The sequence below is a fragment of the Pseudoalteromonas sp. MT33b genome (genome assembly GCF_014117385.1).
Lineage (GTDB): Bacteria > Pseudomonadota > Gammaproteobacteria > Enterobacterales > Alteromonadaceae > Pseudoalteromonas > Pseudoalteromonas lipolytica.
Map to the genome: position 1 here is coordinate 767329 of NZ_CP059832.1, position 14295 is coordinate 781623.

The 14295-nt window shown below is 42.1% G+C and carries 14 protein-coding genes; 5 read left to right on the forward strand and 9 right to left on the reverse strand.

The genetic code is table 11. The annotated features are described in order from the left end of the window. Nucleotides 1-2: 2 nt before the first annotated feature. From H3302_RS19320 to H3302_RS19330, 3 genes are read right to left on the reverse strand one after another with little or no spacing between them, the layout of a single operon-like run. Nucleotides 3-1223, reverse strand: coding sequence for a sugar MFS transporter (locus H3302_RS19320; protein WP_182396547.1), 1221 nt, complete (start codon nt 1221-1223; stop codon nt 3-5). A 34-nt stretch (nt 1224-1257) separates the two neighbouring features. Beyond that, complete coding sequence (locus H3302_RS19325; RefSeq protein ID WP_182396548.1) at nt 1258-2310, reverse strand: sugar phosphate isomerase/epimerase; 1053 nt, start codon at nt 2308-2310, stop codon at nt 1258-1260. A gap of 6 nt (nt 2311-2316) precedes the next feature. Beyond that, nucleotides 2317-3477 (reverse strand): Gfo/Idh/MocA family protein, encoded by a 1161-nt coding sequence (locus H3302_RS19330; RefSeq protein ID WP_036971931.1) that lies wholly within the window; start codon nt 3475-3477, stop codon nt 2317-2319. Between the two features lie 162 nt (nt 3478-3639). On the opposite strand from H3302_RS19330, the gene H3302_RS19335 reads away from it, so the two are divergent. After that, nucleotides 3640-4365, forward strand: coding sequence for an AraC family transcriptional regulator (locus tag H3302_RS19335; protein WP_075593275.1), 726 nt, complete (start codon nt 3640-3642; stop codon nt 4363-4365). Here H3302_RS19335 and H3302_RS19340 read toward each other — a convergent pair. Next, nucleotides 4362-5231 carry a BadF/BadG/BcrA/BcrD ATPase family protein gene (locus H3302_RS19340; RefSeq protein WP_118844895.1) on the reverse strand — a complete coding sequence of 290 codons (870 nt, stop codon included), beginning with the start codon at nt 5229-5231 and terminating at the stop codon, nt 4362-4364. The two genes, H3302_RS19335 and H3302_RS19340, sit on opposite strands and share 4 nt — an antisense overlap. A gap of 2 nt (nt 5232-5233) precedes the next feature. Continuing rightward, a complete protein-coding gene (locus tag H3302_RS19345; RefSeq protein ID WP_182396549.1) occupies nt 5234-5962 on the reverse strand; it encodes a copper homeostasis protein CutC in 729 nt (242 codons plus the stop codon). A 389-nt stretch (nt 5963-6351) separates the two neighbouring features. On the opposite strand from H3302_RS19345, the gene H3302_RS19350 reads away from it, so the two are divergent. Together H3302_RS19350 and H3302_RS19355 are read left to right on the forward strand one after the other, a co-directional pair. Further along, on the forward strand, nt 6352-9141 hold the full coding sequence (locus H3302_RS19350; protein WP_051501852.1) for a TonB-dependent receptor: 2790 nt from the start codon (nt 6352-6354) through the stop codon (nt 9139-9141). 70 nt (nt 9142-9211) lie between these two features. Beyond that, complete coding sequence (locus H3302_RS19355; RefSeq protein WP_259369908.1) at nt 9212-9628, forward strand: GNAT family N-acetyltransferase; 417 nt, start codon at nt 9212-9214, stop codon at nt 9626-9628. 40 nt (nt 9629-9668) lie between these two features. Here H3302_RS19355 and minE read toward each other — a convergent pair whose 3' ends face one another. Genes minE through minC form a run of 3 tightly spaced genes read right to left on the reverse strand, consistent with a single transcriptional unit; the run spans nt 9669 to nt 11453 of the window. Beyond that, the gene (gene minE / locus H3302_RS19360) at nt 9669-9932 is read right to left on the reverse strand and encodes a cell division topological specificity factor MinE (RefSeq protein WP_036971927.1); all 264 of its coding nucleotides are present in this window, start codon (nt 9930-9932) and stop codon (nt 9669-9671) included. A gap of 1 nt (nt 9933) precedes the next feature. Beyond that, a complete protein-coding gene (minD, locus tag H3302_RS19365; protein WP_036971926.1) occupies nt 9934-10743 on the reverse strand; it encodes a septum site-determining protein MinD in 810 nt (269 codons plus the stop codon). 5 nt (nt 10744-10748) lie between these two features. After that, nucleotides 10749-11453, reverse strand: a complete 705-nt coding sequence (minC, locus tag H3302_RS19370; RefSeq protein WP_036971924.1) for a septum site-determining protein MinC — start codon at nt 11451-11453, stop codon at nt 10749-10751. Nucleotides 11454-11609: 156 nt separating this feature from the next. On the opposite strand from minC, the gene H3302_RS19375 reads away from it, so the two are divergent. Next, on the forward strand, nt 11610-11891 hold the full coding sequence (locus H3302_RS19375; protein ID WP_036971922.1) for a YcgL domain-containing protein: 282 nt from the start codon (nt 11610-11612) through the stop codon (nt 11889-11891). Further along, nucleotides 11884-12909, forward strand: coding sequence for a lytic transglycosylase domain-containing protein (locus H3302_RS19380; protein ID WP_118844898.1), 1026 nt, complete (start codon nt 11884-11886; stop codon nt 12907-12909). The genes H3302_RS19375 and H3302_RS19380 overlap by 8 nt, the downstream gene beginning before the upstream one ends. A gap of 759 nt (nt 12910-13668) precedes the next feature. Here H3302_RS19380 and H3302_RS19385 read toward each other — a convergent pair. Further along, nucleotides 13669-14223, reverse strand: coding sequence for a GbsR/MarR family transcriptional regulator (locus tag H3302_RS19385; protein ID WP_118845272.1), 555 nt, complete (start codon nt 14221-14223; stop codon nt 13669-13671). Nucleotides 14224-14295: the final 72 nt, after the last annotated feature.

Sequence of the window (14295 nt, forward strand, 5' to 3'; positions counted from 1 at the left end):
GCTTAAGATGCGCACTTTTCAGCGCGTTTGTTGTTATTAATAACTAAATGCAACCCTATGAATGCCACAATTAAAATAATCGGGAATATCAACAGGTTTTGTAATACAGCCTGTCCGGCCAAAATTTCGATTTGTTCCGCGTTGGCACCTGATGCTTTTGCAGACAAACGGGCACTGTCTATCCAACTTCCTATGACTGGATTCCAAATACTCATTGCGAACATGCCCGCGCCTCCCATTAACGACATACCTAGCGCGCCCGATTTCGGAATGTATTCGGCAACACAACCAAGCATGGTAGGCCAAAAGTAAGTTACACCCATGGCGAATAAAATAGCGGCTAAATAAATCATGGTGCCTTGTGCTTGGCTCATCATAAAGATACCTAAGCTTGCACAAAGCGCAGAGCCAAGTAATACACCTGTAGGGTTAAGCTTGTGGACAATAGGGCCTGCAAAAAAACGACCTACCGCCATGAGCCCTGTTATAAGTGCTAAAATGACCATGGGTGATGCCCCCGATGAACCTAAAATACGTTCAATCCATTGCTGAGTACCAAACTCCGTAGTGGCGGTCAGTGTCATGCACGCTATAAGAAATAAATACAGCGGGGTAAATAAATGACGAATGTTGCTGCTGGTCGAGTGGATACGTGTATCAAAGGTCGGAAATTTTGCTTTAATTAGCATGGCACCATAAATAATGGTCGGAACTAATATTAAAGCGACTTGCCACTGCCAGTTAAGGCCGGCAGCCGACATGAAATTAGACGCTAATGCACCAATTACAATCCCGCCAGGGAACCAAACATGAAAGCGGTTAAGCATAGTGGTGGTGTTTTTAGGGTACATTTCAGCTATTAATGGGTTACAACCTGCTTCAACAGAGCCGTTTGCAAAGCCTATTAGAAAAGTCGATACCAGCAAGCCCCAAAAGCCATCTGCGGTGATGGTTAAGGCAAGGCCAAGTAAGTGACAAATAAATGCCAACGCGACCAGCTTTTTAGCACCAATAGCGTTGTAGATTATACCACCGAGCATGGTCGCAACGGGGAAACCTAAAAACGCCATTGCATTGACCCAACCGAGTTCGGTGTCAGTTAAACCAAAGTCACCACCAAGTTGACCCAAAATACCAGCGCGAATGGCAAAGGTCATCGAGGTCACAATCAGTGCTATACAGCAAAGCCGAAAGACAATGCGATTATAATTATTGTTGTCCATATTGTGTGTCCTGTGTGTTCAATTGTTGTCGGTTTTATAAACCTAAAATTCGATTATTACGCTCAGTGTTTGTTGCGCCACTGGCAAAATCGTCAAAGGCTTTGTCGGTGGGGTTTATTAAATGTGCCTTAATAAACTCAGCGCCTTCTCGTGCCCCATCTTCTGGGTGTTTTAAACAACACTCCCATTCAAGCACTGCCCAGCCATCGAAGCCATATTGGGTTAATTTGCTGAAAATTTGCTTAAAATCGACTTGCCCATCACCTAAAGATCGAAAACGGCCCGGTCGGTCTTGCCAGTTTTGAAAGCCGCCGTATACCCCAGAGCGGCCATTTGCAATAAACTCAGCGTCCTTGACATGAAACGCTTTTATGCGTGTATGATAAATATCGATAAATGCTAAGTAGTCTAATTGTTGCAATACGAAGTGACTCGGATCATATAGAATGTTCACACGAGGGTGATTATTTGTGGCGGCTAAAAAGCGCTCAAATGTTACCCCGTCGTGCAAGTCTTCGCCCGGATGTAATTCATAGCAAACATCAACACCGTGTTCATCAAAACAATCTAAAATTGGTAACCAACGTTTAGCGAGTTCGTTAAAACCTTGTTCAACAAGTCCCTGTGGACGTTGTGGCCACGGGTAAAAGGTATGCCATAAAAAAGACCCCGAGAAAGTCGCATGCGTTGTTAAGCCAAGGCGTTTACTCGCTTTTGCGGCAAACATTAACTGCTCCGTTGCCCATTGTGTGCGTGCCGCTGGGTTGCCTTTTACGTGGTCTGCAGCAAAATTATCAAACATTTCATCGTATGCAGGGTGTACCGCAATCAGCTGACCTTGCAAGTGGGTTGATAGCTCTGAAATTGTAAGGCCTGACTCGGCTGCAATACCAGTGACTTCATCGCAGTATTGCTGGCTTTCGGCGGCTTTTTCTAAATCGAAAATAGCGGGGTTAGAGGTAGGGACTTGAATGGCCTTGTAACCTAAACCACTGGCCCATTTACATAATCCACGAAAGCTATTAAAAGGGGCTTCATTGCCAATAAATTGCGCCAGAAAGATCGCTGGCCCTTTGATTTTTTTCATTATGTATTATCCAATCTGTAAACTGTGCCACTTAGTATCGCGCTCTGACGAGGCTACAACATGCTCAATAAATGCCATACCGCGTACTGCTTCTTTGATACCGGGTACATCAAACTCTTGATTTGTGGCGCTGTCGCCTTGTTTAAATGCGTGAATTTGCTTTGCAAAATTACTGTAAATGTTGGCAAAGGCTTCAAGGTATCCTTCAGGATGACCCGCCGGTGTGCGCAGTGCATTTTGCGTATCAGTGTGAAGTACACCTACACCCGCTCTTAGCAAGATAGCTGCTTGGTTATGCGCACGCAGCCATAAGCTATTCGGCTCTAGTTGCGACCATTCAAGGCTGGCTTTATCACCATAAATACGCAGGCGTAGGTTGTTTTCGTCACCAATAGCGACTTGGCTTGCGAGTAATACGCCTTTGCTACCGTTGTTAAAACGCAGTAGCACCGTGCCATCATCATCGAGGCTGCGGCCATCAACTACATGGTTCAAATCGGCACACAGTTGGGTTATTTCGAGGCCCGATACATACTCAGCCAAATTTGCTGCATGCACACCAATGTCGCCCATGCAGCAACTTATTCCCGATTTACTCGTATCAAGACGCCAGCTTGCTTGCTTAGAGCTTTCATCTTCACTTTGTGCAAGCCAGCCTTGGGTGTATTCAACAATGACTTTACGAATACAGCCAAGCTCACCCGCTTTAATGCGCTGCTTAGCTTCTTTGACCATCGGGTAGCCGGTGTAGGTGTGTGTTAATCCATACAAAAGCCCCTGTTTGGTAATGATTTCTTGTAATTGCTGTGCTTCGACAAGTGAAAGAGTTGCAGGCTTGTCTGATAAAACATGAAAACCGTGCTCTAGAGCCATTTTTGCCACCGGGAAGTGCAAGTGGTTAGGCGTTACAATTGCCACAAAATCAACGCGCTCTTCAGCAGGTAATTTTGCTTCTTCTGCAAATAGGGTGAGGTAACTGTCGTAGCAACGGCTGCTATCGAGGCCAAGTAATTCGCCAGTTGCTTTACACTTGTTGGCATCCGAGCTGAATGCACCAGCCACAAGCTCTATCATGCCATCTAATCGCGCTGCAATGCGATGAATTGCGCCTATAAAGGCACCTTCGCCACCGCCGATCATAGCCATGCGGATTTTAGCTTTGCTCATCTTAAGCGCTCCTAATCAAAGTAGCGTTTGCTACTGTTAATGTCATGTTATTGATAATAGGTAAGCTTGGGCAATAAGCGATAATAAAAATTCGGTTGACAATGCAACAAAATCGGCGTTTAAAATATAATGGCAATGACATTTTTTAGGGGTGTTTTAGTTATGAATATTCAAGAAATAATAAAAAAAGCGGGAGTCAATCAGCTCATTGCTGCATTTGATCTATTGCCCGATATCCTCTTTTGGGTGAAAGATACGGATAGTAGAATATTACATTGTAATCAGCATTTTATTGAACATCAGGGTTATAAAACTCTAGAGCAAATTTTACTAAAAACAGATTTTGACTTTTCGCCTAAACACTTAGCGTTTCAATATGTGAATGACGATAAGCGAGTGATGGAAGGCTTTATCGTGACAGACCGTCTGGAGCTTAACCAAACCCTGCAAGGTGAGCTTGGCTGGTTTTCAACATCTAAGCACGCACTCAAAGATCACGATGGTAATGTGATTGGCACCTATGGTGTGACGCGCCATTTACAAAAAACATCTAAAGCCCTTTCACACGTGCGAGCAATTGAAGAACCTGTTAAGTATATTCGCGAACATTATCATCGCCAAATTAGTATTGATGAGCTGGCAGAACTCGCACACTTATCGATTAGCGCTCTAGAAAGGCGATTTAAAAAGCACTTAGCAAAGACTCCAAATCAGTTTATAAACGAAGTGCGTCTCGAAAACGCACGTAAATTATTAATTGAAACACGCATACCAATATCACAAGTAGCGTATCAATGCGGTTTTTCTGAACCAAGCTATTTCAGCAAACAATTTCGGCGTTTGTTTGGTGAAATACCATCACAAATGCGTGCTCAATTAGGCGACTAACATGACTGTTTTGCCAATAAAATAGCGCCTTCTTCAGCACTAGCTTGCGCTAACGTTAACTGAGATTGACTTGACGGGCTTAGCCAAGGAGTAATGGCTGAGGCAATACCGCCTACCAAGGTAACACGGTGTATATTTTGAGCTTTAAAGTAAGCGATATATCGGTCTATAAAAGAGCCTGCCTCGGTGAGTAATTGTTGGCAGAAACTATCGTTAGGATGCGCGAAAACGAGCGGCGCAAACTTGGCGAGTTCCCCAGGGGAGGCCGTTATTAACTGTTGGCTTAAAGCTTGACTCGACTTGCAATCGAGCTCATTTAGCAGAGTATTTATAACACTTGAGCGCTGTGTAACACCATCGAGTACTTCAAATGCTTTTCGGCATAGCTGTAAGCCTAGCCAGCCCCCACTTGCACCATCGCTTAGTAATAAGCCATATCCGCCTAACTCGGTGATGTGCTGATGACGTTGGAAACCGGCGCAAAAACCCGTCCCAAGAATAATGACCGCACCATCATGATGCTGATGAGCGCCTTTACACGCAATCACTAAATCGGTTGACACAGTAAACTGAGCAAAAGGGTGCTGCCACTGCGCCATTGCTTTGCTTGCTGACTCGATATTAGCCCCTGCAAGACCTGCATGCGCAGAGGTTTTTTTCAGCTCAGTGAGAGGTAAGCCAGCATATTCAAATGCACGTTTAGTGGCATCCAATAGAGATGCTTGGCTTTGCACAGCGCTGGTAGCGACATTGGCTGAGCCGCTAATTGCTTCACTCAATAGATGACCGTCTTGGTTTTCTAAGCGAACTTTACATTTACTGCCACCGCCGTCGATACCTAGATAATACAGGTGCTTTGTAGTCATATTTAATCCTTTTTGAGCAATGAACAAATTGCATCTATGTCGATATCACCAATCGAATTATGCACACATGTGTGAACATGCAGAGACGCCTTCGCTGAATGATGGTTTATTAATTGCCACAATGTTGGCGCATTATCTAACGTTATGCCGCCACCAATTACAATTTCTGGCTTAGCATTAGCATGCGCGAGTAAGGTGTTAAGTTGAGTTTGGCCATCAACTGCATTACGCCCACTTTGCCAGGGTGTGCCTGACGTTAAAATGCGATCGACATTTAATGCAGTGAGTGAGTCAAGGGCTTTTATTGGTGATGTAAGCGTGTCGAAGGCACGGTGAAAAGTAACCGTTAAATTAAAATACTTTGCAGTATTAACCAACGAATGGGTTATGTCTTCATCGACTTGCTGATGTTTAATTGCACCAAATACTACACCATGTGCACCGGATTCTGCTGCGTACTTGATCTGTTCACGCATTATTTTATGACACTGAGAATCGACTTCGAATTGATCATTGTACGGACGTATCATCACTAATAATTCTGCATTATTCTTTAAATTTTTCACTGCACATTCAATGGCTGACACACTCGGAGTTAAACCGCCAAGATGCAAATTACAGCACAGTTCAAAGCGTTTCACGCCTAATTGGCTCGCTGATGAGATATTGTTTGCGAGCTGCTTCAAATGACTTTCGTTTAAGCAGACTTCAAGAATTTTACCATTACTCATTGCTGTTTTTTTGTCTTATATATTTTGGGTCGTTAAGTTTGCTAAACATAATGTAATGTCGGTACTAGCTTGTATTTATATTTTATTATTTAAAATCAATTAGTTGATTTTGTTTTTTTTGTTGGTTTTGTTCATGGAATTACTATAGAAACTATGGGGTTACTATAAAGCAGAATATAAAAAAAAGAATATAAAATACTCCATACGCCGATTTTGTCATATCTGTCACCGAATTTTTATTATCACTTTTTAATCACTCACCCTATTCTGAGTTTGAGTTTTACAAGCTGTTAACTCCCAATAATCAGTTTCAAAACGACAACAATAAAGTGCTTTTGTAAGCAGTTTAGTCTTACAAGCATAAGCAGAACACACAACTGGAGAAAGGCATGGGCACGCAAAGAGCAATAAAAAGAAAAGGGCAAGGACGGCATTTTAAACGCAATGCAATTTTGCTTTCATTACTCGCGGCGGTTAATACAACTTACGCAGCAGAGCAAGCTGAAGAGGATGTTGAAGTAATTGAAGTGCGAGGTATACGATCTTCAACGGCAGAAAATTTAGCAATTAAACGTTTATCAGCTGCCACGGTTGATGCAATTACAGCCGAAGATATTGGTAAGTTTCCTGACAAAAACGTTGCGGACTCATTACAGCGTGTATCGGGCGTGCTGATTGACCGTGATGGCGGGGAAGGCAGTCGAGTGAGTATTCGTGGTACTTCACCTGATTGGACACTCACGCAATTAAACGGTAATTACATTGCATCATCTGGCTCGGGTACGCCCACGCGAAGTTTTAATTACACATTACTGCCTTCGAGTATGATCAAAAGCGTTGAAGTATATAAAAGTGCAGAGGCACGAATCGATGAAGGTGGCATAGGTGGTACTGTCATTTTACACACACGTAAGCCACTCGAAATGGAAGCAAACTCGGGCGCATTAAGCGCTGAATTAACTTACGATGATGTTTCCGAAGATACTAAGCCGCAAGTAAATGTGCTGTATTCATGGAAAAATGATGACGAAAACATAGGTGTATTAGCAGGCTTTACTCGTCAAGACCGCACCGTGACAACAATCACCAACAATGCCTCACACTGGCGTTTTCACTCAGATACTGTTGAAGGTGCAGAACGCCCTGCGTTGGTCGACCAGGCAACTGGTGAAGTGTACAACAATGTCTGGGCACCTCGTGCTATGAGTGTGAATAACTCAAATCAAGACCGCACTCGGGATGGTTATCAAGTCGCAGTACAATGGGCTCCAAGTGACAGACTTGATCTAAACTTTAACTATTTTGGTGCCAAGTTAGGCTATGACCAAACAGGGCAAAGCATTACATTTGCGGAGTGGAATGATAACCATAATCCGTATTACGGTATTGTTCTTGATGGCGATACAGTTATCGCGTACGGCAATGGCGACAACGGCTTACTCAATGATAATAACTGGGGTGATGCTGATGTAAACGGGGGTGTGCCTGTTCGTCGTGGTTTGTTGTCGCCACAATTAACTGGGCGTGAGCGTTTTGGCGAATCCAAATCAAACACCTACGATTTCGAAGGCACTTATTATGGTGATACTTACAGCGTTACAGTTAAGCTTGGACACACAGAAGCTGAAGGCGGAACGTCAAAAGAAACGTACGCAAATATTGATGCGCGCCAAGGCTCTGTAAATAGCTGGTTATGGTCAATTGAGAATGGTAAGCCGCATTATGAGGTATCCACTGATTTGGCAACCGATAAAGAAGCATACCAATACTATGATTGGTTTGATTCATATTCATCAGAAAATGAAGATTCAGAAGATTACCTTCAAAGCGATGTTAAATTTGATCTTGATGGCAGCTTTTTCACTCGTTTCTATGTGGGTGCGAAATACAGAGATCACGAGATTAAAGGGATTCGTAATGACTTTCGTTGGGATGACGGCATAGCTGATAATGGTGGTTACCGTGGCTATTTACCAGGAACAGAGTGGTTTCATAACCCAGATTTTCATCCAGATCCGGCGACGCTTGTAAGTGACCATGTTGTTGATAATAGTGCTGGTGATACAGGTGCATTCAACTTTTTAGCGTTTGATTTTAATGCGCTTGATGATTATCTAAAGCAAAATTTCAGTCAAACAGTGATGCCAAGCCTATCAGGCACCTATGCGCTTGAAGAAAAAATATGGTCTGTTTACTCTCAAGCTGATTTCGAGTGGCAAAACTTCCGAGGTAATGTAGGGGTCCGCTATGTAAACACTAAGCTTAGTACCCTTACATACGACGACGTCATTGGCCAAGATGATGATGATACAGATCCAAATGAGCGCAGTAGTGATGGCAGTGAAGTATTACCTAGCTTTAACTTAGCATGGGATGCAACCGAAGACCTCGTCGTTCGTTTTGCGGCCGCACGTACTATGGCAAGGGTAAGTTATTCTGACTTAAGTCAAGCGGAGTCATACGGACCACCCGTTAACATTAACTCACCAGATTCATGGACTGGTAGAGGTACAGGAACCTCTGTAAATACCGGCCTTGAGCCAATGCTTTCTGATCAATTCGACTTAGGAATTGAGTGGTATTACGGTGATGGTTCGGCGCTTGGTGCTACTTTGTTCTCTAAAGATATCTCTAACTTACCGATTTCGACTGTTGAAATTGTAGAACGTGAACACGATTGCTGTAATGGGCCGATCGAAGTAGAAATGAACACCAAAGTGGGTGGTGGGGATGCGAAATCTGAAGGTTTAGAGCTGTTCTTCCAACACTCGTTTGATAACGGCTTTGGTATTTTAACTAACTATACCTACACAGATACTAGCACTAGCGAAGTATCGACGGATGGGCAAAAAACAGAGGCTGAAATTCCGGGTACAGCTAAGCACCAATACAATGTTTCTGTGTACTTTGAAAATGACGACTTTAGCGTTCGAGCTTCGTATAACTGGAAAGATGATCGTGCAAACGGTATTCACCAGGGCTACAACTTATACACTAAAGACTATGGTCAGTTAGATGTGAATGCATCTTACAACCTGACTGATGCGTTGTCATTTACAGCGTCGGTGGTAAACCTAACAGAAGAAATTGAAGAAGGTTATTGGAAGCAAAGTAATCGATTTACCTATAACCAATATTCAGGTCGCCGTTTTTACCTGGGTGCAAACTATAACTTCTAGCAGAAAGTTGTTTGTTAAACGCCAAAAAGGTACCTTACTTAAGGTACCTTTTTTGTTGTAAGGACATGCAGTGATAAAATTTATAAAAGCGACAGTTCTAGACAAGCCTTACTTGCTCGCCTTACGCTTAAATACCATGGTTGAGCATTTAGAAAAGCAAGGTTTGTTCTTATCTCTTGAGCAACATCAAGCACGCGTAGCAGAGCATTTTGAGCACAGTCATTTAGTCTTTGCAGAGGCACAATGTGTAGGTCTTGCTAAGTTTACTAGAGAACAAGATCACATAAACTTACTGCAGTTACAAATAGAGCCAACAGAGCAAGGGAAGGGGTTAGGAACAAAGGTGTTACATGCGCTAAAAAATGAAGCGAATGTAATTAACTTAACCGTTCTTAAAGCAAATCCCGCATATGGGCTTTATCAACGGGCAGGTTTTAAAACCATAGGCGAGGACGACTACGAGTTTCATATGCAGTGGCAGAAATAAAAAAGGGCGCTGTTATCTATAACATGGCGCCCAATTTTGACTATTTCTTTTCTTCGTCAGGTAAAGTGACGTTAAGCTCAAGGACCGCTAAATCATCTTCGTTTTGGTCAAATTGAACCTGAACTGCATCAGTGCTTACGTTCACGTATTTACGAATAACATCAAGGATGTCTTGTTTTAGCTGTGGTAGGTAATCAGGCGTACCACGCTGTGAACGTTCGTGTGCGACAATGATCTGCAATCGCTCTTTTGCAAGTGACGCACTGCTTTTCTTTTCTGAGCGGAAGTAGTCAAGTAAAGACACATTAACCTCCAAAAATCCGTTTGAACAAGCCTTTTTTCTCTACATCTAAAAAGCGAAAATCAACTGTTTCACCTAGCAGGCGATTAATTGCATCTGTGTACGCTTGGCCCGCATCAGATTCAGAATCTAAGATCACAGGTTGACCAGAGTTCGATGCACTTAATACCGCTTGTGATTCAGGAATAACACCTAATAGTTTAATTGCAAGAATTTCTTGTACATCTTCAACTGATAGCATCTCGCCTTTTTCAACACGCTCTGGGTTGTAACGCGTTAATAGTAAGTGTTCTTTTACGCTTTCAAGGCCTTCTTCAGCACGCTTAGACTTGCTGTGTAAGATACCTAAGATACGGTCTGAATCTCGAACCGACGATACCTCTGGGTTGGTAGTAACAATTGCTTCATCAGCAAAGTACATTGCCATCATGGCACCCGCTTCGATACCCGCAGGTGAATCACAGACAATGTAATCAAAATCTTTTTTCAGCTCGTTTAGAACGCGTTCAACACCTTCACGGGTTAGGGCGTCTTTATCACGGGTTTGTGAAGCAGGTAAGATAAAGAGTTTATCAACACGTTTATCTTTAATTAGAGCCTGATTTAGGTTTGACTCGCCATTAATAACGTTTACAAAGTCATAAACAACACGGCGCTCACAACCCATGATAAGGTCTAGATTACGCAAACCAATATCAAAGTCGATAATAACGGTTTTAAAGCCTTTAAGTGCTAAACCTGTGCCAATTGCAGCACTCGATGTGGTTTTACCAACACCACCTTTACCAGAAGTAACGACAATTACTTTTGCCATGAGATTTATCCTTTAACCAAAGCTGAAATTTCTAATGAATCATTTTTTTGTTGGATTTGTACGGCATTACCCCAGTGTTCACCTTGTAGGGAGTCGCTGATCCAATAACTGCCATTAATAGAAACAAGTTCTGCTTCTAATTTTTGGCAAAATATTTGTGCCTCGTTGTAACCTTTAGCCCCCGCAATTGCACGGCCGCGTAATGTGCCATAAATATGCACATTACCATCGCTTATGACTTCAGCGCCGTGGCTTACAGCCCCAATAACAATAAGGTCGCGATCTTTTGCATACACTTGCTGCCCTGAGCGCACCGTGCCATGAATGACTTGTGCTGGAAGGTGAACAGTTTTTTCAACGATAGACGTATTTGTTTGTTGTTTAGCGGTTGCTCCCTTAACGTCCTGTGAATAGTTCAAGACCGATAAGCCCGCTGCTTTTGCGTTTTCGTTTTGTTCTTGCGTGCCATTACACACACCGACAGGATTAAACGATAAGCTTGTTAACATAGACTTTAAAAACGAGAAATCAAGCGCTTCATCTTGTACGTCGCTTAAGTTGATTACGATAGGCGCACCGGCAAAAAACTTAGGTGCTTGGGCGATTTTCTCATCTAACTGCTTACTTAAAAGAGAGGTATCTGCTGAAAATAAATGTAAAACAGATAATGTAAAGAGGTTCCCTTTTAATTCAAAAATTTGTTCCGACATACACGCTCAATTGAATTTTCTTGGTTAGTCGTATTTACAGATAAACGCAGGCTGAACAAGGCTTATACAGTAAAAATCTAACCTAATTTTTATAACTTATTATTTGACTCATGTTATAGTGTGCGCCTTCGTTAAGCAAGATATTATAGGGTCATAATGCTAACTGCGGTGTATAAAAGTAAGAAAAAAGCGGATACCTACCTTTTTGTAGAGAAAAGAGAGGATTTTAGTCGAGTCCCAGACGCTTTATTAGCGACATTTGGCCAGCCTCATTATGTGATGATGATCAATCTTGCTAGCCGTAAAAAGTTAGGTGTTGCAGATTTAGAGGCGGTTAAGCAAGCGTTAATTGAGCACGGTTTCTACTTACAACTACCTCCGCCGGAAGAAAACCTGCTGACCGAATTTAAAAAAGACAAGGGAGCTGATAGTGATTAAAAAACTTGCCGTTATTTTATTAAGTGCCTCGTTGAGCACATCTGTACTAGCAGAACAAAAAACACAAGCCGATTTTGATTTATATGTTGCCGCATTAAAAAAAGAAGCGCTTGAAAAAGGTTACGACCAAGCACTGCTTGACCAAGCCTTTGCAACGGCTAAATTCAAAGAAAAAGTAATCTCGGCAGATAAAAATCAGCCAGAAGTAAAAGAAACACTAGAAACCTATCTACCAAAACGTGTGCCGCAATGGAAAATTGATCGCGCACGTAAATTGTATAAAGAAAACCAAGACGTTCTTGAAAAAGTAGCGAAAGAATATGGCGTCCAAGCACGCTTTATTGTTGCACTTTGGGGCCTTGAAAGTAATTTCGGTAAAATTCAAGGTGGACACAGCGTGATTGCATCACTCGTGACACTTGCATTTGATGGCCGCCGCGAAACCATGTACAAAAACCAACTTTGGGCTGCACTTGATATCTTAAAAGAGGGGCATATTACCCTTGATAAGTTCAAAGGCTCTTGGGCAGGTGCAATGGGGCAAACGCAGTTTATGCCAACCTCATTTAATTCTTATGCGGTTGATTACAATGGTGATGGTCGCAAGGATATTTGGACAACCGAAGAAGATGCCTTCGCCTCTATTGCAAATTACCTTAAGCAAGCAGGGTGGAACGATGACTTAACGTGGGGTCGCCAAGTTAAATTACCGGAAGACTTTGATAACGCAAATATTCTTAAACGTGGCACTAAAACGCGCAGTCAATGGCTTGAATATTGGAAAGAGTCAGAGCGCAGTCTAGCTGACTGGCAAGCATTAGGTGTTCGTAAAATGGATGGTAGTGACTTACCAAACGTTGACATTACTGCCGCGATGGTGATGCCGGATGACGTGAACGGCCGTATGTATCTAGCCTACGATAACTACAAAGCACTCATGCATTGGAATCGCTCGTATTACTTTGCAACCAGTGTGGGTTACTTATCAGATCGCATCGGTTACCCAGCGATTAAGTAATTAACTGTAATTAACCACCAAGTTTGATTTTAAAGCTTGGTGGTTAATTTAAAGAGTGGCCGGGCTAGGATTTGAGTCCTAGCTTATAGTCTTTATCATATAGGTATGCAGCGAAACCAAAGTAAATCACAGAACCTAAGTATGCTATGGGAAAATGGCTTTTCAAACTGATGTAAAGAATTACAGAGATAAGATAGAAATTTAATATACAGCAAAAAATAGAAATGTATTTTCCCAAAACATGAAAATTTTGGACAACAATATTAAGAATAAAAAAACAAAATACACCAACAGTATTATAGGTGAGTGCATCTAATAAGTCACCGTTATGCTTTGTTCCTTCCTCAGGAATGTAATACATAATTTTGTGAGCAAGCCAAGAAGTAGCTAAAATCACCCAAAAGCCATAATTAGTCCAAGTTGAAGAAACAAAATACTCAGATCCTATGTCAGGAGGAGGGATTGACGCTTTATACTTGTTTATATTAATTCCATTTATACATACTGAACTTACAGAATACAATAATTAGTCTATTGTTGAAAAAGTAATTGGGAACTGAACATGTTCCAGAAAAGTTTTTTAACTTTCTGATTGTGTTCGTTTTATTTCACCTTTTTTCTTTATTAACCACGCAATCATGATCGCATTAAAATAAGCGCCCAAAATTTACAGCTTATTACTGCCACGTAGGGTTGCCTAGCTCCTAGCTATTCGCGGACTTAATCGGCGTTAAAACGCCTCCTACAAACTGGCAAATTTTACTCTTTTCCAGGTTTCTTCAAAATCTTATCTTTAAAATCCAGTACTTTACCAATACCAGATCCAAGCTTCATGAGACTTTGTAGTTGCTCTGGACTTAAGCGTTGTAACTCTGCTGACCATTTAGTAACGGTTTCGAGTAAATCGTGGATTTCTTGCATTTGCTGTTGCGCAAAGCGTTCATCGTCGGTGTGGGCTTGTTCGAGTAGGTTATCGCGCAGCAAACTTAGAGTTGGATCAATTTCGCGCTTTTTACGCTCTTCAAATACACGGTTTGCCATATCCCAAATACTGCCAGCTGGGCCATAGTATTCTTTACGGTCGCCCGGAATATGGTGCACTTTAATTAAGCGCCAAGACTGAAGCTCTTTTATGCCCATGCTTACGTTTCCGCGTGAGATACTTAACGTATCGGCAATTTCGTTGGCGGTCATCGGCTCTTTTGTAATGGTTAATAAACCACACATTTGGCCAATAGTGCGATTAAAGCCCCAACGGCTTCCCATTTCACCACAGTGCATTACAAAGGCTACGTTTTTTTCAGATAGGCTCATAATTTTCATTGTTCAAAAACTTCAGAAATTAAATGCTAGCACGCCATGGGTATAACTAAAAGAAATAGCCAC

What these genes read in the sequence shown, in the direction of transcription:
- H3302_RS19320 (WP_182396547.1), bottom strand. Translation starts at nt 1,223, where the DNA reads ATGGACAACAATAATTATAATCGCATTGTCTTTCGGCTTTGCTGTATA.
- H3302_RS19325 (WP_182396548.1), bottom strand. Translation starts at nt 2,310, where the DNA reads ATGAAAAAAATCAAAGGGCCAGCGATCTTTCTGGCGCAATTTATTGGC.
- H3302_RS19330 (WP_036971931.1), bottom strand. Translation starts at nt 3,477, where the DNA reads ATGAGCAAAGCTAAAATCCGCATGGCTATGATCGGCGGTGGCGAAGGT.
- H3302_RS19335 (WP_075593275.1), top strand. Translation starts at nt 3,640, where the DNA reads ATGAATATTCAAGAAATAATAAAAAAAGCGGGAGTCAATCAGCTCATT.
- H3302_RS19340 (WP_118844895.1), bottom strand. Translation starts at nt 5,231, where the DNA reads ATGACTACAAAGCACCTGTATTATCTAGGTATCGACGGCGGTGGCAGT.
- H3302_RS19345 (WP_182396549.1), bottom strand. Translation starts at nt 5,962, where the DNA reads ATGAGTAATGGTAAAATTCTTGAAGTCTGCTTAAACGAAAGTCATTTG.
- H3302_RS19350 (WP_051501852.1), top strand. Translation starts at nt 6,352, where the DNA reads ATGGGCACGCAAAGAGCAATAAAAAGAAAAGGGCAAGGACGGCATTTT.
- minD (WP_036971926.1), bottom strand. Translation starts at nt 10,743, where the DNA reads ATGGCAAAAGTAATTGTCGTTACTTCTGGTAAAGGTGGTGTTGGTAAA.
- minC (WP_036971924.1), bottom strand. Translation starts at nt 11,453, where the DNA reads ATGTCGGAACAAATTTTTGAATTAAAAGGGAACCTCTTTACATTATCT.
- H3302_RS19375 (WP_036971922.1), top strand. Translation starts at nt 11,610, where the DNA reads ATGCTAACTGCGGTGTATAAAAGTAAGAAAAAAGCGGATACCTACCTT.
- H3302_RS19385 (WP_118845272.1), bottom strand. Translation starts at nt 14,223, where the DNA reads ATGAGCCTATCTGAAAAAAACGTAGCCTTTGTAATGCACTGTGGTGAA.